Below are 26537 nucleotides of genomic sequence, written 5' to 3'. Positions count from 1 at the left end.
CGAAACCAAGGGCCGCCAACAAGCGGCCTTTTTGATTCGATACGATCAGAAAACAAACGGGATTTTGCTGCGCAAAACCCGGACCGGACAAAAGCATAAACCGCAAAGCGGTTTACGCTACCGCGACAAATCCCATAGGGATTTGCGCTGGACGCGGGGTGGAGCAGCCCGGTAGCTCGTCAGGCTCATAACCTGAAGGCCGCAGGTTCAAATCCTGCCCCCGCAACCATCTTTACTTGCAACCCCGTAGCCTTACCCGCTGCGGGGTTTTGCGTTTGTGCGGCAATCGTCAGAATGCCAGCCAGATCGCCCTGGACATCGATTTCCATCTTGCCCTCCGCCGGCGTCAGAACGATCTGGTCCACCAGCGAGCGCAGAATGTCGGCCGCCTCGATCCGCTTCTCTTCCTCTTAGTCCTGCAAGGCTTCGTAGAGCTGCTGGACCCGCTTGCGGCATTGCAGCGCCATTGAGCGATGCAGAAGGGGAGGCGGCTCCTCCGCTTCGGCCAGGAACAAGGCCAGTTCTTTCTTGCGCTGTTCCAGAAGGACCATCTTAGCGTTGATCGCGTCGGCCGCGCCACCCTTGAGAATCAGGTTGAGCAGCGTGTCCAGTTCCCTGTCGATCTGCGCGCTCTCCGCTTCAGCCGCGGCGATACCGGCGCGGCCTTCCCTGCGCAGGCGGTTCATCTCCTGAGTGAACACGAACATGGCGGGATCGACGAGCTTGGTGCGCAGCGCGTTCAGCACGCGCGTCTCCAACTCATCTCGGCGGATGTTCATTCGATTATCGCAGGTGCCCTTCTTGCGGGCCGTGGAGCAGCCGATCAGCGTCGCCGAAATCGTGGAATAGCCGCCACCACAGCAGGCGCATTTGGTCAGGCCGGAGAACATATATTTGGGTCGGCGGCGATAGTTCATCGTTCGGAGCCCGCTATGTCCTCCTGATCGCGCGAAAGCCGATCCATGGCTTCGGCGAGGATCAGATCGAAACGCCCGCGCGTGGCGTCGGAGATCAGGGCCTGAATGCCGGGGCGCAGCAGCGACGAGCCGGAGATCGCGTGGTCGGAATATTCCTCGACGATCTGCCAGCCCTGCTTCTCGGCATGAAGGCGGCACATGCGGAACTGGTCGGCGATCGAGGCGTCGCGTTGATTATCGGACGAGTAGCGGGCGTAGATCGCGACCTTCAATGCACCTCTCCTTTCGGCATCAGGAGGTGCGCTTCCCCCGTCGCCTCGTCATCTTGACTTCTTCCGCGTAGCATTCCCGTGCCGCCTGCCGTGCCAGAAAGTCGACCAGACGCAAAAGCCGTGGATCGGGATCGCCCCTCGGCGTAAAGGTCAGTGCCGGCTCGTCGATGAGCAGGGATCGAGCAGCTCTTCGCGCTCTCTTCCTGTCATCTTCGACGGATATTGGGGTGCTCGTAAAGTCATGTCCGGCAGGATTTGCCGGAAAGACAGTATAAGCAACTGAAAACACGGTAGAATATTCGGCGTTGATTGGTGTCGCGCGGCGCATGGCGGCGTGGTCGAGCGCGCAAGCGCGCACCGTGGCATAGCGAAATAACCTATGCGCTTTTGCCCCCGAACCGATGGTCGGGCGTATCGACACCGCTGTTTCGAGATCGCTCAACATGGGGGATGACATCATCGTATTGCAAATTACAATACAATCCCCTATCTTGCTTCCAAAGGAGACAACTCATGGCCACCACAGCGGAACGCAAGGAACACCCCATCTCGATGCGACTGCCGGAAGCGGATGTCGCGATGATCGATCGTGCGGCGACGCTGCGCGGCCGCTCGCGCACCGACTTCGTGCGCGATGCCGCCGTGCGCGCGGCCGAGGAGGTCGTGATGGAGCAAAGCCTGATCCGTATGAGCCCGGAAGGGTTCGATGCGTTCATGGAGGTTCTCGCCGCCCCGGCAGCGCCTGTTCCCGAAATGGTCGAATTGGCGAAACGGCCGGCGCCATGGGAAACTGGCTACGAGCCGAAGCGGTAAGTCGTGGCGTTATCGGCTCCCGAACCGCTTACCGCCGCGCATGATGTGTCTGAATTCTCTTGCGGCAAGCCGACGCTCGATCACTGGCTGAAGACGCGCGCGCTTTCCAATCAGCAGAAGGGCTTCACCGCCATTTTGGTCGTCCATGAGGCGGGGCGCGTCGTCGGCTATTATGGTCTGGCGCCGACGGCCGTGGTGCCGTCGGTCATGCCGCGCTCGATTCGCACCGGCCAGCCGCCCAATCCCGTTCCGTGCCTTCTTCTCGGCCAGCTTGCCACCGATACCGGATGGGCGGGGCAGGGGATTGGGACGGGTCTCGTCAAACACGCGCTGCAGCGTTGCGTCCAGGCGGCCGGTCTCGTGGGCGGGCGAGCGCTGATGGTCAATGCCGTCGATGATGAAGCTGCCGGTTTCTGGCAACGGCGTGGCTTCTTGCCGTCGAAGGACGATCCACTTGTCCTCTTCCGCTCGATTGCCGATGTCGCGGCGTCGCTGGCCGAGGCGTGAGCCAAGCAGAATAGAATATCGATGTATCAAGGGAGACGAATATCTCACCGCGAAATACACCGAATATCGTCAGGCGTTCAGCAAGGTCGAGAGATTCACCCCACTCATGCCATTCGGCTGGTTCAAGTCGCCGCAGACCATCAGGTTCGATGGGGTGTCGGGGTACAGCAGGTGGCATATCGGGATTTCGCCAGCGACGCTGCCCGAGATCTGGCGAATGGGATCAATCACTTGATCGTCCTCACGATTCCGGCGCCCGTCGCGGAGAACCGCGATGTCCAGACATGATCGCAGCGTTCGCACCGGCTCGGACCGGTCGAACCTTTGACGAAATCACCACCAAAATCATCGCCGAGCTTGAGGCCGGTCGCGTGCCGTGGGTGCAGCCCTGGGGCACGTCGGCCGCCAAGGCCCCGCTCGGCCTGCCGAAGAACGCCGCGACCCCCCCGCAGCTACAGCGGCATCAACGTGCTCATCCTCTGGGGCGCCGTCATCGAGCACGGCTTTCCCGGTCAGGGCTGGCTCACATTCCGACAGGAGCTTTCGCTCGGCGGCCATGTCCGCAAGGGCGAGCACGGCATCACGGTCGTCTATGCCGACCGCTTCACGCCGGAAGACGAGAAGCGCCGCGCCCGCGAGACTGGCGAGGAAGCGCATGCCATCCCGTTCGTGAAGCGCTTTACCGTCTTCGACGTGGCGCAATGCGACGGGCTGCCCGACGACATCGCCAACGTCGCACCGCCGCCACCGCCCGGCCTGATCGAGCCGAGGGTCGAGGCGTTTCTATCCGCCGCAGGCGTGACCGCGACCCGCGAATGATTCGGAAGAAAATGGTAGGCATTAGCCCATGCTTATGATAGGTTACATGTAACCGATGCCGAAGGAGAAAATCATGGCTTCTGCATCAAAGCCGAAGCCCACGCGCGTAAAGGTGGGCGAACATCGCGCCCGGTTGCGCGCCCAAGGTCTGCGCCCGATCCAGATTTGGGTGCCGGACGTGCGGGCGTCCTCCTTCAAGGCAGAGGCTCACCGCCAGTCGCTTGCGGTCGCGGTAAGCGCGCATGCGGCGGACGATCAGGCGTTCATCGACGCCGCCTCCGATTGGGGCGATGAATGAGGCGAGGGGATATCTGGAAGGTCGCGGGCGGCAAGGATTACGCGGGTAAACCGCGCCCTGTTGTGATCGTGCAGGACGACAGTTTCGACGGGACGGGTTCGATCACCGTCTGCGCCTTCACATCGGATGATACGGAAGCGCCGTTGTTTCGACTTCCCGTTGTTCCGAATAAGCGCAACGGACTTGGGCTGGCTTCCCGCCTGATGGTGGACAAGATCACCACGGTTCCTAAATCGAAGATCGGTGAGCTAGTCGGACGGCTGGATGACGAAGACATAGTGCGACTCAATCAGGCGATGCTGGTTTTTCTCGGACTTGCGGTTTCGCCGAGGGTGAAAAGAGAGGCTTGAGACGCGGATTGCGATCTACGTCAAAACCGCAACGCGCAAGTATTTACCGCCGATAGCACTACGACACGATTTTAGTACTTTCCATCGGGTGTTTGTCTGCATCTTTTGTCAGGTCGATCCACAGTTTCGGTGCGACCGACATGGCAGAAGACGAGAATAAAGGGCCGGAAACCATCGTTCCGGCGAACTTTTCGATCAGCACTCGCAAAGCCTCGGCCGCCTGTTGCCGTTCGTCGCAGCGATTCAGAGCCTCGGTGATCGCGGATGATCCGATTGAGGCGCGAGACGCGCTTGCCAGTGGACGGATCCTTGATGTAGCGCAGCCGGTTCCAGATCAGCTGGCCGATATAGAGCTCATTGTTGATGATGCCCGTGCCGCGCTTCCCATGGCCGCGGATGGTCGTGTCGTTCCAGAGCTTGCCGTTCGGACCGGCACACCTTCCTCGTTCAGCGTACGCGCAATCGTCCGCGGCGCGATCCCCGACGCGAAGTCGCGGAACACGCGGCGGACGACGTTGGCCTCCGCTTCGTCGATCTCGCGATCATCCCGGATCGGATCGCCACGCGCGTCGAGCTGCTTGACCACCTTGTAACCGAAACGCAGCCCGCCGCCCGACTTGCCGTCCTCCACCCGGCCGCGAATGCCCCGATGCGTCTTGGCGGCGAGGTCCTTGAGAAACAGCGCATTCATCGTGCCCTTCAGGCCGACTTGCAGTTCGCTGATCTCGCCCTCGGCCAGCGTGACGACCGGCACGCCGACTTCAAATACTTGAACAGCGTGGCGACGTCGGCCTGGTCGCGCGAGATTCGATCCAGCGCCTCGGCCAGCACGATGTCGAATTGACCCGCCTGCGCGTCCTGCAACAGCGCCTGGATGCCGGGACGCAGGATCATGCTCGCGCCCGAGATGCCGGCGTCCTTGTAGCTGCCGACGATCTTCCACTTCTCGCGCTTCGTCTGCTCCCGGCAGATGCGGAACTGGTCCTCGATCGACGCTTCGCGCTGGTTGTCGGAGGAGTAGCGGGCATAAAGGGCAACGCGGGTCATCGGCAATCTCCTACGTAACCTTATCCATCCGGCTCGGCCGGATCAGCACCTCGGCCGAGATGCCGAGACGATCATGCAACTGCCGGATCATCTCGATCGACAGGCTGCGCTTGCGATTCAAGACGTCGGCCACACGGTTGCGTGGTCCAATCATTGGCTCCAGATCCTTGCGACTGAGCCCCTGCTGTTCCATGCGGAACCGGATCGCCTCCACCGGATCAGGCGGGTCCATCGGGTAGTGCTTGGTCTCGTAAACATCGATCAGCGTCGCGAGCACATCGAGGCGGTCGCCCTCGGGTGTGCCGCTCTTCGCACCCCAGAGCCGCTCGACCTCGGCAAGCGCGTCCTCGTAATCCGCTTCGGTGCGGATCGGCTTCAGGTCAGTCACCATGTTTGACCTCCTTCACATCGATCTTGTCGTAAGCCTTGTGCGTGCCGATCCGCTTGATCCAGACGATTCCTTTCTCGAAATCGACCGACACGACGAGGCGATAGTCATTGCCCTTGATGTTGAAGACGATCCGCTCGGCGCTGACGATGCTCGCCGTCGCATAGAGTCGCTTCACATCCGCGGAGCTCGCCCACTCCGCCTTGCTCACTTCATCGAACCACGCGTCGAGCGCAGCCTTGACGGCTGGTTGATCCTTCTGCCCTGACAGGCTTTCGATAGATTCCCGCAAGGTGCGGCGGGCGATAATCCTCATTGTCTCACCTATAGCGCGGGACCAAAATGGTCTCAATAGGACTCTATTGTGCTCGGCCGATTGGAAGTCAATCGACCGCTAATTGGAATGTGTGAGATCGCGATATGGAAGGCCTTTTCCTGGCCGGCGCTACGGTCGCCGGAACACCCCTTCTGCGGGGGAGACCCCGCAACGCCCCTGAGAGCCAGAGTGCGGATCGGTTTTGCCGCTTGCAAATGGCCGCCAGCGCGACGCTGACCATCTGTCGGTCGTCGAATTCTTTAACCCGCTTGGAGAAAGCGTCTGGCTTGCGACCGAACTCGATGCCGATGGCGATATCATGTTCGGGCTCGCCGATTTCGGCGATCCCGAGCTGGGCAACTTCTCGCTGGAAGAGATGCAGTCCGCTCGGCTAACCGAGCAGGCTTTCGAGACGATCGGCACCATTTTGCGTTCCATCGCAGTTCCCGTGATTTTGGTACAGGAGGGCGGATACGATGTCGGAGCGCTCGAGAGCGCAGCGAGCAGGGTTTAAAGTCACAGAGTGAAGATTCGGCCTCAGGGCCACAGGTCTTGCTTCAATAAGGGAGACGCCGTCCGCTCTTGCAGGTCGGCGTCGTCTTGGGATGCGTTGGGGATCAGAAAGGGCCCGCTGTGTGGGACGAACGATGATCTCACTCACATCCACGTCAGCAGGTTGGTAGTCGGCGAGGATCTCCAGTTCAAACCCGAGTTTGCCCATCCATTGCGCCATCAGCTTGCGGCCGAGCTCGACCTTGTCGCGGCCGTAGACCGGCCGCATGATGTCTCTATGCGTCGTTCAAGATTTAACCGGGCTCCACGAGCGCAGCGACGGGCAGCACAGTCTCGTCCTTGACCGTCTTGGTGACGATGTAGGTGAAATAGCGCTCGATCCCGAGTTCTCGGTCGAGCAGCCCATCGATCAGCCGCTGATAGGCATCAATGTCGGGTGCAGTGATGCGCAGGAAGTAATCGACCCCGCCGCCAACGGACCAGCACCCGACGATCTCGGGAATGCCCTCGATCACCCGCTCGAAGCGCTCGAAATCGCTCTGCCGGTGGTTGGCAAGCGTGAGCTCGAGCATGACGCTTGCGACTGGGGCAATTTTGCGAAGCGCGATACGGGCATGATAGCCGGTGACGATCCCAGCCTTTTCAAGCTTGCGCAGCCGCATCCAGCAGGGGGTGGGAGAAAGACCGGCCTTTTCTGCCAAAGCAAGTTTGGTAATGCGGCCATCCCGCTGAATCGCATCGAGAATTCTGAGATCGATGGCATCTAACTTCATTCTCGCTAGACCTTAGCGGCCTTTTCGGCTTCCATCTCGGCAATATCCTGGAAGCGATCGGCAATGCGTGCATGCGGCCGGCCGCCATCAGCGGCGCCGATTGCCACGACGATCTCGTCCGGCCCGGGCGCATCCGCAATCAGGAAGTTGGCGGTCAGGAAATGCGAGCGTTTGCCGCTCTCACTCTTGTGCATCATAGGCAGCGACAGAAGTGCGCCGGGGCCGTTGCGGGTATTGGCGAATTCCAGGTAGTTGGTACCGCCGATCGCCTCGCGGAACGGGTTGCCGAAGCGCAGCGTGTGGATCATCGCCGAGGGGTGCTCGATCTCGCCGTTGATGCCCGTTGCCGCCGCCTTGCCACAGGCCTCAATCTTGTCGGCGTCCATCCGCCGCAGCAGGCGGCTGGTCATCTCATGGCTGAGCTCGCCGGCAATGCGGATGATCTCCGGCCGCAGGTTCTCGACAAAGCCACGTCCTGCCCAGGGGTTCTGGATCACCGCGGCAACGACGACCATAGTCACCGGACGCGGAGCCACCTTGCCGCCCTCGACGAGGGTCTCTTCCAGGAAGGTCGAAATTTTTCTGATGCCGAGTGTCATGCCTTGCGCCGATACGAAAATGTTGAAACTCGCAGAAGCCTAGCGGTTAAATGGCGAACGTCTTCCTCCGATCGGCGGAACTGCGTGGCTTCGGCTTCCGTCGAAACGGAGTAGATTTCGGTCGAACGCACGCGCATGATGCGGTCAGTTGGAGGGCGAGGCAGTTTGAATCAGAAGTTTCAGATATCGGCGCTCCGCGACGTCGCAAGCCAGATCAACAGCGGCGGCGATCTCCAGACCGTGCTGCAGCATCTGATTGCGGCGGCTTGCCGCCATGCCCATTGGTCGCTCGGTTCGATCATGGGGATCGATGCGGCGCATGGCTATGCCTATGTCATCGTCCGCTACGACCCGACACTGATTGAGCGGCAGCTGCCGGACAGGTGGGAGCTGGCGACCAGCCCGTCGTTGATCGCCCTGCAGCGCAACGAGCCCGTTTATATTCGCGACGCCCGTGAGTCCGTCGAATTTCCCGGCTACCGCAAGGAGGCCTTCGAACGGGACTACCGCACCGTTCTCGTCATGCCGATGAACTGCAAGGACGCCGAGGGCCGGCCGATGGTGCTGAGCGTCATCTCACGCCACATCACCGAAGTCTCCGAAGACGACCTCGCCTTTCTTGGGGCGATTATCCATATGGGCGCCATCGCCGTCGAGCGCGAACATCGGCTGGAAGCCGAGAAGCGTGCGGCGCAGCGGCTTGAGCGGGCGTTGCAGGCGCATACCTCGTTGCTTGAACATGTCTTGAGCGACGGCGCCGTCGCCCCGCTCTCGGCCATGGTCGGAATGATGTTGCCCAATCCGACCGTCGTCGTCGATTTCACCGCCAATCAGGTCATCGCGGGGCGTCCGCCGAATGCCCTCTATGACGAGGCTTCCTGGCAGGAGGTAGCAGCCACGACGCTTGCCCGGCCGCTGATGAAGGCGGCGCGCGAGGCGATCGATCGCGGCGCGACCGATGCCGCCAGCCTGTTTCTCGATGACGGCGCGCAACGCTTCAAGATTTCTGCGCGCATCGAGCCGCTGACGGTCGATAATCAGTTGGTCGGCGCATTAATCATCTTCCCGACCTCGCGCGAATTCAGCGATCTAGATCTGCTGATGCTCGACAGTGCAAAGTTTGCGCTCAGTGTGCAGATGATGCGCAGCTTCATCCGCTTCAGGTTCGAGACCCGCACCCAGACCGAGCTGTTCTTCGAGATCGTCGAGGCCCGTTGGCGCAATGCCGGCGATGTCACTCAGCGCGCCCAACGGTTGGGCCTGAATTTCTCGCAGCCGCAGCAGATGATCGTCGTCGATTTCCCCGACAAGACTAAGGCCTTCGGCGGCGCTTCCGTCGATGTCGAGCATACGATCGCCCGTATCATGCAGCAGGCTTCGCTGCAGGCAAACCTGATCGCCATCGATGGCGGTGTCATCTGCCTCGTGCCCTATGATGCCAGCAAAAGGCAGGAGCGGACGGTCAAGCTGACGCGCCGTATCGCCGAGGAGCTTGGCCGCTATTTCGACGAACCGCCTGTTGTTGTCGCGGGCAATCGCTGTGCGGCGCTTTCCGATTATCCGGCCGCTTGGGAACGCTGCAGCCGGATGATCCGCATCGGCCGTTCCTTCGGCCTGACGGGTGCTGTTTCTGCACAGGATTTCGGGCCGCTTCCGATGCTGGTGGCAGCCTCTGAAGCGGGCGATGTCCGCAGCTTCGTTCAGGAAAGCGTCGGTGCCATTGCCGAGCATGACCGCGAAAACGGTACGCCCTATCTGGAAACACTCTCCACCTATCTGCAGGAGGGCTGCCGCAGCCAAGCCTGCGCCGATACGATGGGGCTGCATGTGACGACGCTGCGCTACCGCCTGTCACGCATTCAGGAGCTGTTCGGCATCGATGTCGACACACCCGAGAAGCGCTTTGCCGTCGAGCTGGCAATCCGCTTGCACAGAGTCATCGACAACCGCGTCAGTGCCGAAAAGTAATTCTTCCCGCCTCGCTCTATCCTAGTTTCCAGCGCTTTCGCGCGGCCATTTTCGGTCTCCTACTGATCGCAGCAGAAGTTTTCCACTCGCTCCTTCGAAGCCGAGGAAGAATGGCCGGACCGGCAGCGCTAGCCTCCTTTCAACAACGAAAGGGAGGCGAGACAGCATGGCGGAGACAGCGGCAAAGGCGGATGCGCCGATTGACCCGATCGCCCTGCGCCGGGCCTTCGGAACCTTCGTGACAGGCGTCACCGTTATTACGACGCGCGACGAGGACGGAACGCCGCGCGGCATGACCGCGAATTCCTTCACCTCGGTCTCGCTCGATCCGCCGCTGCTTCTGGTTTGCGTCGCGAAATCGGCATCCAGCTATCGATCCTTCACCCATGCCGGATGCTTCGCCGTCAATATCCTGCATGAAGGCCAGGTGGATGTGTCGGGCACCTTCGCCTCGAAATCTCCGGACAAGTTTCAGGCGGTCAATCACGACCATATCCATACTGGCGCACCTGTCCTGACCGACAGCCTCACCTGGTTCGACTGCACGACCTATAACACCGTCGATGCCGGCGATCACTCCCTCCTGATCGGCCAGGTTCGCGCCTTCGGCACCAGCCCGTCCGCGCCACTCGGTTTCTGCCGGGGCCGCTATGCCAGCGTCAAGGATCCGCTGCCATCGGGCTGGCTCGCCTCGCGTGGGATGATCATCGGCTATCTGATCGAGGCGGGCGACGGTCTGCTGCTGCGCTCGGATGGCAAGGGCGGCTGGGTACTGCCCTCGGCTCGCCGCCGCAAGGCAGACAGCCAGCTGGTCGTCGAAGGCGGTGATGCGCTGCGTCTCGTTCCCGAGGAGACGTTCCTCTACTCCGTCTTCGACGTTGCCGACAGCGATCCCGGCTATCTCGTCTACCGCGCCCGGCTGGCGGGCGAAGGCGCCGGCATCAGCCTGCCCGCCGATCTCCGTTTCTTCCCGATCGACGATCTGCCCTACGAAGCGATCGCCACCCACGAACTGCGCTCGATGCTGCGCCGCTATGTGCGCGAGCGGCAGGCGGGCCGCTTCGGCATCTACATGGATTCAGACGATGGCGGCCGCGTCGCGATGATCGACGGCGAAGCCCGCGCCTGGACGCAAGCCTCCCAAGACCAAGGACAATGAGATGAAGACGTCAGTCAGCTCCATCGAAGGCTCGCGCCAGGGCCTGTTCATCAACGGCGAATTCGTGTCGCCGAAGAATGGCAACTATATTGCCAGCTACGATCCGACCACGGGCACGCCTTGGTACGAGTTTGCGGAAGCCGATGCCGATGATGTCGCGGCGGCCGTCGCAGCCGCAAATGCCGCCTTCCGCAATCCAGCCTGGCGGCGCATGACGCAGACCGACCGCGGCGCACTGGTGCGCAAACTCGCAGAACTCGTCCGCGCCAATGCCGATATGCTTGCCGAAATCGAGACACGCGACAACGGCAAGCTGCTCAAGGAAACCCGGGCGCAAATGCGCTCGATGCCGGATAGCTATCACTATTTCGCCGGCATGGCCGACAAGCTGCAGGGTGACACCATCCCGATCAACCGGATGGATACGCTGAACATCAACCTCCGCGAACCGCTCGGCGTCGTCGGCATGATCACGCCGTGGAATTCGCCGCTGATGCTTCTGACCGGTACGCTGGCGCCGTGTCTGGCGATCGGCAACACCGTCGTCATCAAGCCGTCGGAACACGCGACCGCCTCGACGCTGGCGCTCGCCGAACTCATCCATGAAGCAGGTTTTCCGGCCGGTGTCGTCAACGTCGTCACCGGCACCGGCAAGAGCGCCGGCGAGGCGCTGACCCGCCATCCGGGCGTCGCCAAATATGTCTTCACCGGCAGCACCGCGACCGGCCGCCGCATTGCCGGAAATGCCGCGCAGAACCTTGTCCCCTGCTCGATGGAGCTCGGCGGAAAATCGCCGCATGTCGTCTTCGGCGATGTCGAGATCGAGCACGCCGTCAACGGCGTTGTCTCGGGCGTCTTTGCCGCGGCGGGGCAGACCTGCGTTGCCGGTTCGCGCTGCTTCGTCGAGGCCAGCATCTACGACAAGTTCATCGATGCGCTGATCGCCCGCACGGCCCGTATCTGTGTCGGCCTGCCGACTGTTGATGACACCGATATCGGCCCGCTGGCGCTCGCCGATCAGCTTTCCAAGGTCGAGGGCTATGTCGCCTCAGGCGTCAAGGAAGGTGCCAAGGTCGCTGCCGGCGGCCGGCGGCCGCAGAAGAAAGGCCTCTCGAGCGGCGGCTGGTATTACGAGCCAACGGTCATGGTGGATGCCCAGAATGACATGGGCTTTATGCGCGACGAAATTTTCGGGCCCGTCGTCGGCGTCATGCCGTTCCGCGACGAGGCCGAGATGATCGCGCTCGCCAATGACAGTCACTACGGCCTCGCCTCCGGCATCTGGACCAAGGATATCGATCGGGCGCTGCGCTTCGCCAACCAGATCGAAGCCGGCACCGTCTGGGTCAATACCTATCGATCGGCATCTTTCATGTCCGCCAATGGCGGCTTCAAGGAGAGCGGCTACGGGCGGCGCGGCGGCTTCGAGGTGATGCACGAATTCTCGCGGCTGAAGAACGTCATCATCGATTATTCCGGCGCCATGCAGGATCCCTTCGTCATCCGTCTGAAGTGACGGCACGTACAAAACTGAACCCGCAAGGGAGGCAAGCAGATGAAATTCGCAGTATCGCTGACCATGGAGCGCTTCTCGCCAGACGTTCCGATGTCGAGAGTGAAGAACAACCTTCTGGACCTGGCGCGCATGGCCGACGAGGGCGGCTTCGAGGCGCTGTGGACCGCCGAGCATCACACCATCGAGTGCACGATCTCTCCCAATCCGTTCCAGACGCTGGTCTGGCTGGCGCAGCATACCGAGCAGATCCGCCTCGGCACTTCGACGCTTGTTGCCCCTTACTGGAGCCCGATCCGGCTCGCCGGCGAATCCGCGCTCTGCGATCACCTGACCAATGGTCGCCTGGAATTCGGCATCGCCCGCGGCTCCTACCAGTACGAGTTCGACCGGATGGCCGGCGGCATGCCGCAGCAGGAAGGCGTCGCCTACATGAAGGAGATCGTTCCGGCTGTGAAGAAGCTCTGGGCCGGCGATTATGCCCATGACGGGCACTATTGGAAATTCCCGGTCGCGACGTCGGTGCCGAAACCGCTGCAGCAGCCGCATCCGCCGATCTGGGTCGCAGCCCGTGATCCCGGCTCCTTCGACTGGGCGATCGCCAATGGCGCCAGCATTCTCTCCACGCCGCTGTCGCAACCGGCAGCCGAGATCCAGGTTCTGGCCGACAAGTTCAACAAGGCAGTTGCGGATCATCCCGAGGTCCCGCGCCCGCGCTTCATGATGCAGCGCCGCACCTGCGTCTACGACAAGGCTGATGGCTGGGAACTGGCGGTCAAGCACAGCATGGACTACGGCCGCGCCTTCGAAAACCTGATGCAGAATATCGGCACCGTCCGCGATGGCTTCCCGGAAGCCGTGCCCTACGAAGCGGTCAAGGGCAAGGACAACTACAATCCGGACAATATCCGCAAGAACCTGATGTTCGGCACGCCTGACGAGGCGATCGAGAAGTTGCTGGTCTATGAGGCAGCCGGTGTCGATCAGTACTGCCTCGGCCTGACCTTCAATCTGCCCTTCGAGCTGCAGAAGCGGACGATCGAGCTCTTCGTCAAGGAAATCATGCCCGTCTTCGCCGCGCGCGAAAAGGACAAGCAGCGCAAGGCGGCGGCAGGCTGACATGGCAGAGGCACAGCGCCATACCGTCGGAGACGTGACGCTCAACTACCGGATCGATGGCAGCGGCGAGCCGCTGGTCTGCATCCACGGCGTCGGCTCCTATCTCGATGCATGGTCAGGCGTCGTCGAGCGCCTGAAGGATAGTTTCACGATCCTGACCTTCGACTTGCGCGGCCACGGCCAATCGAGCCGGGTGAAGGGCCGCTACGAGATCGACGATTTCGTCAACGAGGCGCTGGCGCTCGCCGACAAGGCAGGCTTCTCGACCTTCAATCTCGCCGGCTTCTCGCTCGGCGGGCTGATCGCCCAGCGCTTGGCGCTGACCCACCTGGACCGGTTGCGCAAGCTGGTGCTTCTCTCCACGGTGGCCGGCCGGACACCGGAAGAGCGGACGCGGGTTCTGGAGCGGCTTGCGGCGCTGCGTGCTGGCACCCCTGCCGACCATCACAACGCCTCGCTGTCACGCTGGCTGACGGAAGAGTTTCAGACCGCGAACCCGGAGGTCATCGCAAGGCTTCGCGAGCGCGATGCCGAGAACGATCCGGAATGCTATGCGGCTGCCTACCGCGTGCTCGCCGAGACCGACTTTGGCGGCTTCCTCGACCAGATTCGCTGCCCGACGCTGATTGCGACCGGCGAGGACGATGCCGGGTCCAATCCGCGCATGGCGCGCTACATGCACGAGCGCATCCCGGGCTCGACGCTGTCGATCCTGCCGTGCCTGCGTCACTCCATCCTGATCGAGGCGCCGCAGACGGTGGCCGATCTGATGCGCGGTTTCCTGACCACCAAGGAGGCGAACTGTGGATGAAGCGCTTAGAAAGAGCGGCGAAGCCATTCGGCGCAAGGTGCTGGGTGATGACTATGTCGACCGCGCCATCGACGGCGCCGACAGCTTCTCGGCACCGTTTCAGGATGTGCTCAACGAATATTGCTGGGGCACGGTCTGGACTGACTGCGGCCTGGACCTCAAGCAGCGCAGCCTCCTGAACCTCGGCATGCTGGCCGCGCTGAACCGCATGCACGAATTCGGCATCCACTTCCGCGGCGCGATCCGTAACGGCCTGACCGAGGAGGAACTGCGCGCAGCCCTCGTCCAGATCGCCGTCTATTGCGGCATTCCCGCCGGCGTCGAAGCCTTCAGGGTCGCCCGCTCCATCCGCGATGAGATGCGACAGAAAGGAGAACTCTGACTTCCATGATTCAAGGAAGCGACCGGCCTGCGGCTGCTTCAGATCGCCGGAAGACGAAAAGGTCTCTTCGATATCAAGATTGCATGACGGTACGGGAATGAGCCCGGGTCAAAAACCAAGAATGACAATAAAGGGAACCATCGCATGAACAGACTGAGCAAGATTTCCGCAGCGGCAGTGTCGCTTGCCGTAGCCTTCGCCGCCCTCCCGGCTAATGCCGGCGCCGTCCTCGACCGCGTCATGGCGGCCAAGAATCTGAAGGTTGCGACCGACGCCAACTGGGCGCCGCAATCCTTCATGAACGAAAAGAACGAACTCGATGGTTTCGACGTCGATGTCGCTAAGGATATCGGCAAGCGCCTCGGCATGAAGGTCGAGTTCGTCACCCCGGGGTGGGACATCATCACCGCCGGCAACTGGGCCGGCCGCTGGGACATGCATGTCGGCTCGATGACGCCGACCAAGAAGCGCGCGGAGATCTTCGATTTTCCGGCCGTCTACTACTATACCCCGGCAGCCGTTGCCGTTCACAAGGACAGCAAGGCGACCAAGCTTTCTGATCTCGACGGCAAGGTGGTCGGCACCACGGCAACCTCGACTTTCGAAGCCTATGCCAAGGGCGACCTGACGCTCGATGCGGCCGGCGCGCCTCCCTTCAAGTACGAGTTCAAGCCGAAGGAAGTGAAGTCCTACGCCAACTCGACCACCGCCTTCGACGATCTGCGTCTCGGTGATGGGACCCGTCTCGATGCGGTCGTCTCGTCGCTGCCAAGCATTCTCGACGCGGTGAAGGCCGGTTACCCGATCAAACAGATCGGCGACCCCGTCTTCTACGAGCCGCTCGCTGTTGCCATCGAGCATGGCGACAAGGAATTCAACGACAAGATCGCCGAAGCCGTGAAGGGCATGCAGGCGGACGGCACACTGAGCAAGCTCTCCGTGAAGTGGTATGGCGTCGACTACACGGTCGTAAAGTAACTACCGCCAGAAACGGACGGTCCGGGCAATCGGACCGTCGATTTGCCGCAAGGGACAAGAGATGCTTTATCCCGATACCGTCGAGTCTGAAGTGCTCGTCCATAAGCCGTGGTTCATCGCGACGATATTTGCGGTCGTGCTGGCTTTCTTCCTGATGTTCAACATGACCGGCACAGCGATGGGCGAATTGATGCGTCCCGTGATCGGCGACCCCTCCGTCAGCGGCCTTTACGGACGCTTGGCGATCGCCTTCGTCATATCCGTTATCTTCGTGCTCAATGTCGTGCTGATCGGCTTTGCGCCCCTCAGGGTGCAGATCGCCGTCGTCTGGCTGGAGCTGCTGCTTCTGTTCCTCGCCTTCTTCGCGACATTTCATCTGAGCCTGCCGTTCATCGTCGAAAAACTGCCCTTCATGATCACCCAGGGCCTGGTGACGACGATCTATGTGTCCGCCGTTTCGATCGTCATTGCCTCGGCGATTGCCATTCTCGGCGCGGTCGCCAAGCTCTCGACCAATGGCTTTGCCTATGCGATCGCCAGCTTCTACACCTCGTTCTTCCGCGGCCTGCCGCTCCTCATGCAGGTCTATCTGATCTATCTCGGCCTGCCGCAGCTCGGCTTCGTGATCGACGCAGTGCCGGCCGGCATCCTCGCCCTTTCGCTCTGCTACGGCGCCTACATGACGGAGATTTTCCGTTCGGGCATTCAGAGCATCGACCGCGGCCAGTGGGAGGCCTCGCGCTCGATCGGCTTCGGCTTCGGCATCACCATGCGGAAGATTATCTTGCCGCAGGCGCTGCCGGTCATCATCCCGCCAACCGGCAACCAGTTCATCTCCATGCTTAAGGACAGCTCGCTGGTCTCGGTCATCGGTGTCTGGGAGCTGATGTTCCTAGCCCGTACGCTGGGGCAGAAGACCTTCCAGCACATGGAAATGCTGATCTCCGCCGCCATGCTCTACTGGATCATGTCGATCTGCCTGGAGCTCATCCAATCCCGCATCGAGCGTCACTACGCCAGGAGCAAGGTCCGATGAACGGCGACAAGATCATCGAAGCGAAGAACGTTTCCAAGTGGTACGGCGCGTTCCGGGTGCTGAAGGATATCAACCTGACGGTCAGTAAGGGCGAGCGTATCGTCGTCTGCGGTCCCTCGGGCTCCGGCAAGTCAACGCTGATCCGCTGTTTCAACAGGCTGGAAGCGCATCAGGAAGGCGAAATTTCGGTTACCGGCATCACACTGCACAACAAGATGCGCAACGTCGGCGAAGTGCGCAAGAATGTCGGCATGGTGTTTCAGCACTTTAATCTCTTCCCGCATATGACGGTGCTGATGAACTGCATGGTGGGTCCAATGTGGATCAAGGGCGTGCCGGAGGCGGAGGCCAAGAAGACGGCGCTAAAATTCCTTGAGCGCGTGCGCATTCCCGAACAGGCCAACAAATATCCGATCCAGCTGTCTGGCGGTCAGCAGCAGCGCGTCGCCATCGCCCGCTCGCTCTGCATGCAGCCGGCGGTCATGCTGTTCGACGAACCGACTTCGGCGCTCGATCCAGAGATGGTTTCGGAAGTGCTGGAGACGATGACGGGTCTGGCGAAGGACGGTATGACGATGGTCTGCGTCACCCACGAGATGGGCTTCGCCCGCGCCGTCGCCGACCGGGTGATTTTCATGAATTCGGGCCAAATCGTGGAGGAAGGCAAGCCTCATGACTTCTTCACCAATCCGCAGCACGAGCGGACCAAGCTCTTCTTGAGCCAGATTTTAAAGCACTGATTGCCGGCTTATTGGTCATAATAAAGGATGGTTCAATGCAGACCGTAGATGTGAACGCTGCGCCGCTGGTCACGCCGTCACTCAATATCGGGAACAGGGAAGCGTTCTCTACGTAGGTGGCCCTGCCAAGTTGAAGCGACGTAGACGTCAGATTGCTATCCGCTGGCGCATTCACAATGCGAGGCCCATCGAACTCGCATTGTGACGTCTCGGCAGGTCGTAACCTGCTACTTGCATAAATTACGCCATCACTATCGCGAAAATATATGCAGATTTCTCAGTCGTCCGTGAACTATCCGTACGTCTCTGATAACACGCGGTAATTTCCGCTTTCCTGCGATGCAGTGTTGCAAGAAAGGCGCTCGCTGAGGGCGCTTTTCTTGCAATATGATTTTGCGGTTTGCTGCTTCGGCGCGGCGTGATTCACTCGTTTTAGCGGCGGTGAATCGAGGAGCGGCGATGTCGAGACCACGCGAGCGGCGCGAGACGGGAGAGCAGGACCTGTTCCGCGCCCGACTGGATCAGATCATCAACAGGACGCACGAACTGGTGCGGCTGGCGCAGGCGATCGACTGGCCGCTTTTGGAGCGGCGCTTCGGCGCGGTCTATTCCGATGGCCCCGGCATGCCGCCGCTGCCGACGCGGCTGATGGCCGGACTGGCGATCCTCAAGCATACCTTCAACCTGTCGGACGAGGAGCTGTGCGCCCGTTGGGTGGAGAACCCTTATTTCCAGTATCTCTGCGGTGAAGAGTTCTTCCGCCACGACCTGCCCTTCGACCGCTCGTCGATGACGCGCTGGCGGGGCCGCATGGGCGAGGAGCGGCTGACGGCGCTGTTGCAGGAAAGCCTGGCGGTTGCGGTCAAGACCGGGGCGATGCAGCCGTCCGATACCCGCCGGGTGATCGTCGATACCACCGTGCAGCCGAAGAACGTCATGTTCCCGACCGACGCGAAGCTGATCCACCGGGCGCGCGAGCGACTGGTGCGACTGGCAAAGAAGACCGGTGTGAAGCTGCGCCAGACCTATGTCCGGGTCGGCAAGCTGGCGCTGATCAAGCACCAGCGCTACGCCCACGCCAAGCAGTTCAAGCGGGCCAACAAGGCCTTGCGGACCCTCAGGACCTATCTCGGCCGCACCGTCCGCGACATTCGCCGCCAGATCGGCAAGGACGAGAAGCTGCGGGCCGTGTTCCTCTGGCCGCTCCATCAGGCAGCGACGGTGCTGGAGCAGCGGCAGCGCCAGCGCGGCCGCAAAATCTTCAGCCTGCATGCGCCGGAGGTCGAATGCATCGGCAAGGGCAAGGCGCACAGGCCGTACGAATTCGGCGTCAAGGTCTCGGTCGCCACCACGCTCAAGCGCTCGAAGGGCGGCCAGTTCGCCCTGCATGTCAAGGCTCTGCCCGGCAATCCCTATGACGGCCACACGCTGGCGACCGTCATTCCCGACATCGAGAACACCATCGGCAACGAGATCGAGCGCATCCTCGCCGACGCCGGCTACCGCGGCCACAGTGCCCCTGAAAGCCATCGGTTCCGGGTCTTCACCAGCGGCCAGAAGCGCCGCGTCACCCCGGCAATCAAGCGCGAAATGCGCCGCCGCTCGGCGGTCGAGCCAGTCATCGGCCATTTCAAGGCCGAGCATCGCATGGGCCGCAACTATCTCGCCGGCGAACACGGCGACGCCATCAACGTCGTCCTGGCCGCCGCCGGCTACAACTTCTCGCTCCTCCTCAACTGGTTGAGGATGCTTTTGTGGTTGCTGCTCGCCTGGCTGCACAGCGAACCGAAACCGCGTGCCGCTTAACGACGGTCATTCTTCACGGTCGACTTCTCAGTGATATGCGTTTCCGAATTCGTTTGACGTCGGTGAATCGTCTACGCTGCTGTACGAAATAGACCGTTGCGGTCGTCGGCGAGAACAATATTTAATAGAGCGTTGGGCGGCTGCGACGTTCGCAAATTAAGATCAAACCCTGCCCCCGCAACCATTTACTACTCCATACTATCCCACAATAGCCCAAAACCGCGATCCAGTACGCCAAAGCGCTACGATCAAATGCTAAGTCCCCGCCGAACACAAATTTCAAAATCGATAGATGCACAGCGGAGGCTGATCGCTAGCGCTGGGTAGCCGCCGTCCCAAGAATCACGGCGCGAATGGCAACACCGCACTCGGCCAAGATTCCCTGAGATCATTCGATCGTCTTCCACGCCGACGCGAGGAGGGGCTGGGCGCTGTCGGAGTTCGAGGCAATAGTGCTGATGGCAGTGGGATATTTCCAGCCGACCACGGTGAGCCGTCAGATATTTTTGGGCAAGGAGGTTAGCCGGAGCGCCATCGCCGCGCTCAGGGGACGGGTTCTTCTCGTTGGGACCGCGCCTCTCATTGCGGTTATCATTCCGGCCAGTTGTATGGCACGAGCGCTCTATCTCCTCGCCATTCCCTTGCGATACCGTCCACATCGCATGATACCTATCAATGGTTTGAGAAAATCAGCCAGGGGTGCGAGCCGGTTCAAGGCGATTGTGCCCCAATTCCATCAAAGCTGCGGCGCGAATTCTCTTATACGCTCAATGATCTGTTCGAAGGTGGGACGCTCTCGATAATATAGGGACCTCGTGCTGCGATAGGCTGCCTGATATTCAGCGAAGATGGCGTCGTTAGTGATGTTGAAGGCTAGATTGATCGTCAGATCCCGCTCCTCAGACCGGAACCGCTTTTCCTTGTGCGCGAAGTAGCGGTCGCTGCCGAGAAATTCGAGAACCTCGGTATTTCCGAGAAGCGCGTAGACATCATAATAGTGCCGCAGGAAGTTCGCGGGGAATTCTCCGGTTTCGCGCTGCTTGCGGAATTTCGTGGAAATGGTCTGAAGCTTTTCCACCAGTGTGTAGCCGGGATGGTAGCAGGCGATACCGAGCGCGCGATTGTCGGCAATGTTCACCTTGTCGGCTGCAAAATCGTATGCCCATGAGCTGATATTGACCGGCCTGTTTGGTGTAACATCGTCGAATCCGATTTCCAGGAGAACGCCTTCCTTCAGGTCCGTTTCATCGGAGGTTGCGGCAGGATAATGCAAGCGGATGCCGCCGCTTCGAAACTTCTCGTCATCGAAGATATGATCCCGCTCAATGCTGGTTATTCCGTCGATCGAGATTTCTTCTGCCAGCCTGTCATAGAAATTCCGCCGGCTTTCGATCTGTTTCGCTTTGTTCTGATTGCGTCCGACGGCGACAGTCATTCCTTTAGTCGGATTTATCCTGAGATCGATGTCTTCGGAGAAGCGGTCGATAATTCCGAAGCCTTTGGAAAGCGATGTGCCGCCTTTCAATTCGAAGGAGTAACCTGCCTGCTTCAGGCCGAAGAGGCAATGCATGATCCAATAGTCTTTCTCGACGAGGGCAGGGAGAATGCCGATTTCCTCGCCGACGATGCGAAGCAGGTCTGCAAATTCCGGGTGCCGATGCAGATAATCAGCCATCAGCAGCTTCCAATTCGACGAAGACGTCTTTGAAGAACTTCTTGGCCCGCACGCCGCCATAGTCGTCAGCAGCCTGTCGCAAGGTATCCTGATCGAGTTCTCTCGCCACCATCCTCGCGCGTCCCAGTACCTGGGTTTCGTCCTCGGCAAGCCGCTTAAGGTTGTTGACCAGATCGACCAGCAGGAATTCTTTGGTTATGATCGCTGGAAACTCGGGCTTCATCCGGAAATCATAGACCCGGTTGCCTAGCTTGAAGCGGCCATGGCGCTTCCTGTTATACACAACGGTTTCGTTATAAAGCTGTGTAGCGCCGACGCCGAGCGTATTATAGGCATTCGGCGTCAGCAGCAGAAACCGCTTGTCTTTGAGAAACGCTTCCACGAGATCGTGGTCACCGGCCGGAGCGCGCCCGAAGCTAGTGGTTTTCGGGCGCACGTAGACACCGCCGGAGAGCTTTGTCAGCTCGCCGGCATCCAGCAACTTCCTGATGTCCCGATCCACAGAGGCGGTCCATCGCGTCAGGTCTGCCCTGCGATAGACCTTGCCCGGAATCAGATGTTGTTTCAGTTCGTCCGATCTGGCCATGTTTATCACCTGACCTTCAAGATAGGGCAGAGGAAGGATTGTGCAAGTATTTTCATTTAAAATTCATGCATGTCGGAAGCCCACCGGATGGCGTATCGCTGTCTGGTCGCTGCCGCCCAGCAATCATTTCGAGAAGCTGCGCGGCAATCTGGCGGGCTTCCTTCGATCCGCGTCAACCAGCAATGGCGACTGATCTTCCGCTGGGATGGCGAACGCGGCGAGGCGGCCGGGATTTATCTGGACGATCACAGCTACCGATGAAAGCGAGGCGAACATGCTGACCACCAAGCGCAAGCCGGCCACCGTCGGCGAGATTTTAACCGAAGAGTTCATGGAGCCGATGGGCTTGACGCAGGGTGCGCTTGCCGAGGCGATGGGCGTGCAGCGCAAGCACGTCAACGAATTGTGCGGCAACCGCAGGAACGTGACCGCCGCGACGGCGCTCATCCTTGCGCGCGTCTTCGGCAACAGTCCTGACTTCTGGCTGAACGTACAGCGGCGCAACGATCTCTGGGAAGTGATGAACACACCGAAGGAACGCGAGCGTGTGGAACGTGCGCGCCCGTTGAAGGATGCGGCATGATGGAGGTTGTGCGGCCGGGTTTGGATACTAATCCGTCCTATGTGCCGCCGATGCTACGCCATGGCCGCACCCTCGCGTTTTATGCCTACACAGTCTGAATCCGGTCCCGCTTCCTGCCTGTTTGACTCAAAAACAGCTTGGAGCGCACGGCATGGAAGACAGTGGGAAAGACGGGTGGGGCGGCAGGATACCGGCCAACGACAACAAGTCCGAAAGAGAGGCGGAGGGCGGAGAGCATGTTGCGCCCATGGAAAAGCTGGATCGGGTGGTGCTCGACATTGCCCGTCTGATCGGGCGGCAGATGGCGCGGGAGGATTTTGCCCGGCTGCAAGCCTCTGCCGCCAATGACAATGCGCCTTCGAGGATTTTACGGAGCACCGCCCATGATCAGCGCTGCGCTTTACGCGCGCTATTCGTCCGACAACCAGAGCGAGGCGTCGATTGAGGACCAGTTCTGGCTTTGTCCGGGAGCGCGCGGCGCAGGAGCGGTGGCAGATCGTCGGTTCCTATGAGGATGCGGCCATATCCGGCGCAAGCACGGTTCTGCGCCATGGCATCCAGCGGCTGATCCGTGATGCGCAGCGCGGCGACTTTACCGTGGTGCTCGCCGAGGCGCTGGACCGCATCAGCCGCGATCAGGCGGATGTGGCGACCCTCTACAAGCATCTGAAATTCGCGGGCGTCACTATCGTCACCTTGGCTGAGGGCGAAATCTCCAAGCTTCACGTCGGCCTGAATGGCACGATGAACGCCCTGTACTGAAAGACTTCGCCATGAAGACCCGTCGCGGCCTTCGCGGACGTGTCGAGAAAGGCAAGGCGGGCGGCGGGCTTTGCTACGGCTACAAGGTGGTCAAGCAGACCGACGCCAACGGCGAGCCGATGCGGGGCGACCGGGAAATCATCTCTGAAGAAGCCGACACCGTACGCCGCCGCGAATTTGCCTCTGGCAAAAGCACGAAGGCGATTGCCGTCGACCTGACGATGGCGCAGCCTTGAGAACGCGCCAAAACCGTCGGAAAGCTCTGCCGTCCTGCCTTACTGTCGGGCTACAAATGCGGACTATATGTCCAGACATAGTTGGAGGGTAGCCATGGGCAATGCCGCACAGAAAAGAGCGACGCAGAATTATCGCGCGCGCCTGACGCAGCGGGGGCTCACTCGCTTCCAGATTATGGCGCTTGAATCCGACCGTGAACTGATCCGCACACTTGCGCGCCATTTGGCTGAAGAAGGCCCGGAAGCGGAGCACGTCCGCTCGGCTGTTAAGACAGCCGTCGCCGGCAAGCCGGCGAAGCCCGGAAATATCCTAACCGCTCTGGGGCGCTCGCCCCTTGTCGGCGCCGAACTCGACCTTTCCCGCCCGCGTGAAGAGGGGCGCAAGGTCGATCTGTGACGCGCTACCTTCTCGACATCATCAGCAATATCGTAAAGCCTACGCCGTCGGAGTCGCTGCTGGCCTGGATGGGGGAGCAGCGCGATGAGGATTTGTTTATTGCCTCGCTGACATCGCCGAAATCCGGCGCGGCATTCTGGAAAAGCCGCGCGGCAAAAAGCGTGATGCACTCGACGCATGGTTCGCCGGGCAGGCGCGGCTCATGGCGGAGGGAAAGGCGGCCGGCCGCCCCCGCAATGCGCTCGACATGATCATTGCCGCCGTCGCCGGGGCAAATGACTGCGTTGTGGTGACGGACAACGAAAAAGAGTTCGTAGGGCTTCAGATCATAAATCCGCTGCGCCGCCTGTACCCATCGAGTATCAGCTCATTGGCCTGACGGAAGATGGGAACGCCGACGATCTTCTGTTAGGGCGCGACCAGAAACAAGGGCGCGCTTGCCTCCAGCGTAGAGGCGTAGCTGCGAATATCATTCGAGAGAAACAGAATTAAAAGTTCGTCAGACCTGAACACCTGACGTGCAGTCTAACGTGTTCACCGCATTGGCACGTCAATGGCGGGAAAGCCTCCTGCCCGTAGCACGCTTCACGATGGGGTACTTCAATCCCCAGACCGGGTGCTAGTTGTTCAGCGAGACAGACGCCGTCAAGCGCGTATTCACGGCGCACTTGACGTTTTCGGCTCGCGATTTTCGGGTCTTGCGATCCTGGCCAACCTCGTGGTTGACCTTTTGACGATCGCGTAGAAGGCCCCCTCGACGGCTGACATGTGGACGAACACGTCTTTTTCGCTGTCGCTGGTTTCTGACCTAACGCAGTCCATGCCGATCAGGATGTCACCGGTTCCGATGCGCCATGCGACACCACGAACCAACGTCATCAATTCCGTTCCAGAGCAGCCATAGCGTATGCGCCGGATCGCAAGCGACGCAGGGTCATGGACGTGCGTCAAGGCGCCGGCTCACTCATAATTCCAGTAGTAGACGAGGAGTCGTCTTTATCCTATCGGTTGAGTATGAAAACGAGCCTGGACCATCTTCCCGAGAAGAAGCAGCGCGAGCTTGCCCGCGTCGTGGAGATCATCCACGAGGAGTTTGCCGATGCGCTCGAGGGCGGCTCGGCCGACTTCAAGAAGCGCGGGCGGATCTTGAAGATCATCCTGTTCGGCTCCTATGCCCGCGGCACCTTTGTTGACGAGCCGCATACGATGAAGGGCTATCGCTCCGATTACGATATCCTCGTCATCGTCAATTCGAAGAAGCTCGCAGAACCGCAATATTGGGACAAGGCGACCGACCGTCTGATGTGGGACAAAGGAGTGTCGACGCCGGTTGGGCTGATCGTCCATGGTGCCCGGGAGGTGAACAACTTCCTTGCGGACGGACAGTATTTCTTCGTCGATATCCTGCGCGAGGGCGTCGTGCTCTACGAACTCGACGACCGGCCTCTGGCCGAGCCGAAACGACTCTCGCCTGCCGATGCGCTTAGGGTGGCGAAGGAGCATTTCGCGAGTCGATTTACGGAAGCCCAGTTGATGCTTCGCACCGGACAGTGGCAAGCTGGCCAGGTTGGTGATGCCCCCGAGTGGAACCGTCTTGCTGCGTTTAGCTTACACCAAGCCAATGAGCAGGCCTATGCCTGCCTTCTCCTCACCCTCACCAACTACAGTCCGCCGTCACACAATCTCAAATTTCTCCGCGGTCTCGCCGAGGATCGAGATCAGCGGCTGATCGAAGCCTGGCCGCGCGATCAGCATCGCTTTACCGCCTGGTACAACGTTCTCAACGAAGCTTATGTGAAAGCACGCTATTCGAAGCACTTCGAGATCACCGACGAAGGGCTCGAGTGGCTCCTCGGGCGGACGGAGCATCTTCTTCGCCTCGTCGAGACGATCTGTCAGGAGCGGTTGAGCGAACACGCACGGGCAGCAGGCGCCACCTGAGCCCTCGCCTTGGTCGCAGATAGGCACGCGATCAGCCCCAGGGTGATTGTGACGCACCTGATCGATAAATTCCGACGCACGGCCGGTCGTGGCGGCCTGATTCTGTGAGTGCCTGCGGCGCCCCGCTAATGGCAGCGCAGACATTTCTCACGCCGTGAGAAAGGCCAGGCGATCGTCCGTGCGGCGGGGCGCGATCTCGAAGAATGTCGGCGGCAACGACATCTTCCGCAACGAAGGGGTCTTCTTGAACGCGTGTTTCAAGGTCGGCGCGGGAGGTGTTATGGGGCGAGGACCGCTCCGCCTTCGTTATGCTGAAGGCTTCCGGCAAGAAGGAAGATACCGTCGTCGAAGCCTCGCTTGATCCAGGCATTGTGTTCTTCCATCAACACAGGTGCCTTGGCCTTGTTGGCGGAGAATTTGAGCATAACGACGAACATGGGTGCCTCTCAGCTATTGTGGACGGAAATGGCTTCTCTATGAGTAAATGGATCGGGCCGCTGCGCTGCCAGCCACTGGTACATGTCTTCGACCTCACGGCGCACGAATGCCTCATCGCGCAGGGCTGTCGCGAGTGCCGCAACACCTTGGCTGCGCATGAGAAGGTGCATGGCGAACTCATCGGCATTGGCCTCGTCATGGCCGAGTGCCGTAAACTGGCGCGACAGCCAGTGGCGGAACAAAGTGAAAAGCTTGGCTGCATTCTCCTGGGCAGCGTGATCGAGCTTGGCGAGTTCGTTGCAAAGCGTCCCGACCGGACAGCCATGCGCCACGATCTTTGCCTGGTTCATGGTAAGGATGTTGATGAATCTGCGGATGCGCTCCATCGGGGTTTCCGCCCTAATTTCCCAAGCATCGAGCATTGCCCCGGTCGTTGAAAGGCGGCGGTCTATCACGGCATCGAGAATCTCGTCTTTGGTCCTGAAGTGGTAGTAGAAGTTCCCACGCGAAAGCCCGACGACGGCTGCGATGTCGGCGAAGGACGTTGCCTCGAAGCCTCGTTCGTAGAAGAGCCTGTCTGCAGCCTCGACAATCTGCTGTCGCGTGGTCGCGGCGACCACGTTTCGAGTCCTCTGAATGTGCGGTGCCAACGGCTTTACCTCGTTAGGGCGTTTGACCTAGAGTGAATTAGGACAATTGACCTACAAACTGCAAGGTGTATTTTGAAGCGCGTGCATTTTACCGGGCGAGGCGTTTCCGCGGTTCGCATCCTCAACCACGCTTCCAAACGGTGCG

General features: G+C 60.5%; 30 protein-coding genes, 1 tRNA gene and 7 pseudogenes. 24 read left to right on the top strand and 14 right to left on the bottom strand.

Translation table 11 applies throughout. From position 1 onward, the window contains the following. Window positions 1-152 precede the first annotated feature (152 nt). A tRNA-Met gene (locus tag AC1Z3V_RS03035) sits at window positions 153-229 on the top strand. A 181-nt stretch (window positions 230-410) separates the two neighbouring features. Here AC1Z3V_RS03035 and AC1Z3V_RS03030 read toward each other — a convergent pair. Genes AC1Z3V_RS03030 through AC1Z3V_RS03020 form a run of 3 tightly spaced genes read right to left on the bottom strand, consistent with a single transcriptional unit; the run spans window position 411 to window position 1634 of the window. Continuing rightward, window positions 411-917 (bottom strand): recombinase zinc ribbon domain-containing protein, encoded by a 507-nt coding sequence (locus AC1Z3V_RS03030; protein ID WP_483497145.1) that lies wholly within the window; start codon window positions 915-917, stop codon window positions 411-413. Then, window positions 914-1189, bottom strand: a complete 276-nt coding sequence (locus tag AC1Z3V_RS03025; RefSeq protein WP_483497143.1) for a recombinase family protein — start codon at window positions 1187-1189, stop codon at window positions 914-916. Before AC1Z3V_RS03025 ends, AC1Z3V_RS03030 begins: the two co-directional genes overlap by 4 nt. A 19-nt stretch (window positions 1190-1208) precedes the next feature. Then, complete coding sequence (locus AC1Z3V_RS03020; RefSeq protein ID WP_483497141.1) at window positions 1209-1634, bottom strand: hypothetical protein; 426 nt, start codon at window positions 1632-1634, stop codon at window positions 1209-1211. 68 nt (window positions 1635-1702) lie between these two features. On the opposite strand from AC1Z3V_RS03020, the gene AC1Z3V_RS03015 reads away from it, so the two are divergent. Both AC1Z3V_RS03015 and AC1Z3V_RS03010 read left to right on the top strand, forming a co-directional pair. After that, window positions 1703-2002 carry a type II toxin-antitoxin system TacA family antitoxin gene (locus tag AC1Z3V_RS03015; RefSeq protein ID WP_483497139.1) on the top strand — a complete coding sequence of 100 codons (300 nt, stop codon included), beginning with the start codon at window positions 1703-1705 and terminating at the stop codon, window positions 2000-2002. Window positions 2003-2005: 3 nt separating this feature from the next. Continuing rightward, window positions 2006-2509, top strand: a complete 504-nt coding sequence (locus tag AC1Z3V_RS03010) for a GNAT family N-acetyltransferase (protein WP_483497138.1) — start codon at window positions 2006-2008, stop codon at window positions 2507-2509. Window positions 2510-2578: 69 nt separating this feature from the next. Here the strand turns inward: AC1Z3V_RS03010 and AC1Z3V_RS03005 are convergent, their stop codons facing one another. After that, the gene (locus tag AC1Z3V_RS03005; RefSeq protein WP_483497137.1) at window positions 2579-2740 is read right to left on the bottom strand and encodes a hypothetical protein; all 162 of its coding nucleotides are present in this window, start codon (window positions 2738-2740) and stop codon (window positions 2579-2581) included. A gap of 43 nt (window positions 2741-2783) precedes the next feature. Here AC1Z3V_RS03005 and AC1Z3V_RS03000 point away from each other — a divergent pair. The 3 genes and pseudogenes from AC1Z3V_RS03000 to AC1Z3V_RS02990 form a co-directional block, all read left to right on the top strand. Continuing rightward, window positions 2784-3310, top strand: a pseudogene (locus AC1Z3V_RS03000) (ArdC-like ssDNA-binding domain-containing protein); the annotation flags it as partial. Window positions 3311-3401: 91 nt separating this feature from the next. Next, window positions 3402-3626: an antitoxin MazE family protein gene (locus tag AC1Z3V_RS02995; RefSeq protein WP_483497135.1), complete on the top strand. Its 225-nt coding sequence runs from the start codon at window positions 3402-3404 to the stop codon at window positions 3624-3626. Beyond that, complete coding sequence (locus AC1Z3V_RS02990) at window positions 3623-3976, top strand: type II toxin-antitoxin system PemK/MazF family toxin (protein ID WP_483497134.1); 354 nt, start codon at window positions 3623-3625, stop codon at window positions 3974-3976. The genes AC1Z3V_RS02995 and AC1Z3V_RS02990 overlap by 4 nt, the downstream gene beginning before the upstream one ends. Before the next feature lie 272 nt (window positions 3977-4248). Here the strand turns inward: AC1Z3V_RS02990 and AC1Z3V_RS02985 are convergent. The 3 genes and pseudogenes from AC1Z3V_RS02985 to AC1Z3V_RS02975 all read right to left on the bottom strand — a co-directional run. Then, window positions 4249-5023 (bottom strand): annotated as a pseudogene (locus AC1Z3V_RS02985) (recombinase family protein); the annotation flags it as partial. Between the two features lie 10 nt (window positions 5024-5033). Further along, window positions 5034-5414 carry a helix-turn-helix domain-containing protein gene (locus tag AC1Z3V_RS02980; RefSeq protein ID WP_483497133.1) on the bottom strand — a complete coding sequence of 127 codons (381 nt, stop codon included), beginning with the start codon at window positions 5412-5414 and terminating at the stop codon, window positions 5034-5036. Further along, window positions 5404-5727, bottom strand: a complete 324-nt coding sequence (locus AC1Z3V_RS02975) for a type II toxin-antitoxin system HigB family toxin (RefSeq protein WP_483497132.1) — start codon at window positions 5725-5727, stop codon at window positions 5404-5406. The genes AC1Z3V_RS02980 and AC1Z3V_RS02975 overlap by 11 nt, the downstream gene beginning before the upstream one ends. 202 nt (window positions 5728-5929) lie before the next feature. On the opposite strand from AC1Z3V_RS02975, the gene AC1Z3V_RS02970 reads away from it, so the two are divergent. Then, window positions 5930-6241 (top strand): DUF2958 domain-containing protein, encoded by a 312-nt coding sequence (locus AC1Z3V_RS02970; protein ID WP_483497131.1) that lies wholly within the window; start codon window positions 5930-5932, stop codon window positions 6239-6241. Between the two features lie 292 nt (window positions 6242-6533). Here the strand turns inward: AC1Z3V_RS02970 and AC1Z3V_RS02965 are convergent, their stop codons facing one another. Both AC1Z3V_RS02965 and AC1Z3V_RS02960 read right to left on the bottom strand, forming a co-directional pair. Then, window positions 6534-7013, bottom strand: a complete 480-nt coding sequence (locus tag AC1Z3V_RS02965) for an Lrp/AsnC family transcriptional regulator (protein ID WP_483497130.1) — start codon at window positions 7011-7013, stop codon at window positions 6534-6536. A 5-nt stretch (window positions 7014-7018) separates the two neighbouring features. Beyond that, window positions 7019-7612: an amino acid synthesis family protein gene (locus AC1Z3V_RS02960; protein ID WP_483497129.1), complete on the bottom strand. Its 594-nt coding sequence runs from the start codon at window positions 7610-7612 to the stop codon at window positions 7019-7021. A gap of 138 nt (window positions 7613-7750) precedes the next feature. Here AC1Z3V_RS02960 and AC1Z3V_RS02955 point away from each other — a divergent pair, with 138 nt between their 5' ends. From AC1Z3V_RS02955 to AC1Z3V_RS02910, 10 genes are all read left to right on the top strand, one after another. Next, a complete protein-coding gene (locus tag AC1Z3V_RS02955) occupies window positions 7751-9580 on the top strand; it encodes a helix-turn-helix domain-containing protein (protein ID WP_483499525.1) in 1830 nt (609 codons plus the stop codon). Window positions 9581-9746: 166 nt separating this feature from the next. Then, window positions 9747-10739, top strand: coding sequence for a flavin reductase (locus AC1Z3V_RS02950; protein ID WP_483497128.1), 993 nt, complete (start codon window positions 9747-9749; stop codon window positions 10737-10739). Between the two features lies 1 nt (window position 10740). Further along, window positions 10741-12255 (top strand): aldehyde dehydrogenase, encoded by a 1515-nt coding sequence (locus tag AC1Z3V_RS02945; RefSeq protein WP_483497127.1) that lies wholly within the window; start codon window positions 10741-10743, stop codon window positions 12253-12255. A gap of 39 nt (window positions 12256-12294) precedes the next feature. Beyond that, window positions 12295-13371, top strand: coding sequence for an LLM class flavin-dependent oxidoreductase (locus AC1Z3V_RS02940; protein ID WP_483497126.1), 1077 nt, complete (start codon window positions 12295-12297; stop codon window positions 13369-13371). A gap of 1 nt (window position 13372) precedes the next feature. Beyond that, window positions 13373-14182 (top strand): alpha/beta fold hydrolase, encoded by an 810-nt coding sequence (locus AC1Z3V_RS02935; protein WP_483497125.1) that lies wholly within the window; start codon window positions 13373-13375, stop codon window positions 14180-14182. Next, complete coding sequence (locus AC1Z3V_RS02930; protein WP_483497124.1) at window positions 14175-14564, top strand: carboxymuconolactone decarboxylase family protein; 390 nt, start codon at window positions 14175-14177, stop codon at window positions 14562-14564. Before AC1Z3V_RS02935 ends, AC1Z3V_RS02930 begins: the two co-directional genes overlap by 8 nt. 144 nt (window positions 14565-14708) lie before the next feature. Then, a complete protein-coding gene (locus AC1Z3V_RS02925) occupies window positions 14709-15542 on the top strand; it encodes a transporter substrate-binding domain-containing protein (RefSeq protein ID WP_483497123.1) in 834 nt (277 codons plus the stop codon). A gap of 61 nt (window positions 15543-15603) precedes the next feature. Continuing rightward, on the top strand, window positions 15604-16578 hold the full coding sequence (locus tag AC1Z3V_RS02920; protein WP_483497122.1) for an amino acid ABC transporter permease: 975 nt from the start codon (window positions 15604-15606) through the stop codon (window positions 16576-16578). Continuing rightward, the gene (locus tag AC1Z3V_RS02915) at window positions 16575-17318 is read left to right on the top strand and encodes an amino acid ABC transporter ATP-binding protein (protein WP_483497121.1); all 744 of its coding nucleotides are present in this window, start codon (window positions 16575-16577) and stop codon (window positions 17316-17318) included. The genes AC1Z3V_RS02920 and AC1Z3V_RS02915 overlap by 4 nt, the downstream gene beginning before the upstream one ends. Before the next feature lie 459 nt (window positions 17319-17777). After that, window positions 17778-19124, top strand: coding sequence for an IS5 family transposase (locus AC1Z3V_RS02910; RefSeq protein ID WP_483497120.1), 1347 nt, complete (start codon window positions 17778-17780; stop codon window positions 19122-19124). 736 nt (window positions 19125-19860) lie between these two features. Here AC1Z3V_RS02910 and AC1Z3V_RS02905 read toward each other — a convergent pair. Beyond that, complete coding sequence (locus tag AC1Z3V_RS02905; protein ID WP_483497119.1) at window positions 19861-20859, bottom strand: nucleotidyl transferase AbiEii/AbiGii toxin family protein; 999 nt, start codon at window positions 20857-20859, stop codon at window positions 19861-19863. Then, the gene (locus AC1Z3V_RS02900) at window positions 20792-21385 is read right to left on the bottom strand and encodes a hypothetical protein (RefSeq protein WP_483497118.1); all 594 of its coding nucleotides are present in this window, start codon (window positions 21383-21385) and stop codon (window positions 20792-20794) included. Before AC1Z3V_RS02900 ends, AC1Z3V_RS02905 begins: the two co-directional genes overlap by 68 nt. A gap of 109 nt (window positions 21386-21494) precedes the next feature. Here AC1Z3V_RS02900 and AC1Z3V_RS02895 point away from each other — a divergent pair. From AC1Z3V_RS02895 to AC1Z3V_RS02870, 6 genes and pseudogenes are all read left to right on the top strand, one after another. Then, a pseudogene (locus AC1Z3V_RS02895) lies at window positions 21495-21646 on the top strand (type II toxin-antitoxin system RelE/ParE family toxin); the annotation flags it as partial. A gap of 13 nt (window positions 21647-21659) precedes the next feature. Continuing rightward, window positions 21660-21968: a HigA family addiction module antitoxin gene (locus AC1Z3V_RS02890; RefSeq protein WP_010400830.1), complete on the top strand. Its 309-nt coding sequence runs from the start codon at window positions 21660-21662 to the stop codon at window positions 21966-21968. Between the two features lie 151 nt (window positions 21969-22119). After that, window positions 22120-22413 (top strand): hypothetical protein, encoded by a 294-nt coding sequence (locus tag AC1Z3V_RS02885; RefSeq protein WP_483497116.1) that lies wholly within the window; start codon window positions 22120-22122, stop codon window positions 22411-22413. Then, window positions 22352-22948 (top strand): annotated as a pseudogene (locus AC1Z3V_RS02880) (recombinase family protein); the annotation flags it as partial. The gene AC1Z3V_RS02885 and the pseudogene AC1Z3V_RS02880, both read left to right, overlap by 62 nt. Before the next feature lie 112 nt (window positions 22949-23060). Next, on the top strand, window positions 23061-23363 hold the full coding sequence (locus AC1Z3V_RS02875; RefSeq protein ID WP_483497115.1) for a hypothetical protein: 303 nt from the start codon (window positions 23061-23063) through the stop codon (window positions 23361-23363). Next, window positions 23360-23742, top strand: a pseudogene (locus AC1Z3V_RS02870) (PIN domain-containing protein). The gene AC1Z3V_RS02875 and the pseudogene AC1Z3V_RS02870 overlap by 4 nt, the downstream one beginning before the upstream one ends. A 240-nt stretch (window positions 23743-23982) precedes the next feature. Here the strand turns inward: AC1Z3V_RS02870 and AC1Z3V_RS02865 are convergent. Then, window positions 23983-24146, bottom strand: a pseudogene (locus AC1Z3V_RS02865) (cold-shock protein); the annotation flags it as partial. A 231-nt stretch (window positions 24147-24377) separates the two neighbouring features. Between AC1Z3V_RS02865 and AC1Z3V_RS02860 the strand changes: the two are divergent. Continuing rightward, window positions 24378-25304, top strand: coding sequence for a nucleotidyltransferase and HEPN domain-containing protein (locus AC1Z3V_RS02860; protein ID WP_483497114.1), 927 nt, complete (start codon window positions 24378-24380; stop codon window positions 25302-25304). Between the two features lie 147 nt (window positions 25305-25451). Here AC1Z3V_RS02860 and AC1Z3V_RS02855 read toward each other — a convergent pair. Both AC1Z3V_RS02855 and AC1Z3V_RS02850 read right to left on the bottom strand, forming a co-directional pair. Next, window positions 25452-25741 (bottom strand): annotated as a pseudogene (locus AC1Z3V_RS02855) (YciI family protein). Between the two features lie 9 nt (window positions 25742-25750). Then, window positions 25751-26362: a TetR/AcrR family transcriptional regulator gene (locus AC1Z3V_RS02850; protein WP_483497113.1), complete on the bottom strand. Its 612-nt coding sequence runs from the start codon at window positions 26360-26362 to the stop codon at window positions 25751-25753. Between the last annotated feature and the right edge of the window lie 175 nt (window positions 26363-26537).

The sequence above is a fragment of the Ensifer sp. 38_S197 genome (genome assembly GCF_056924495.1).
This window is presented reverse-complemented; position numbering and strand designations above follow the sequence as displayed.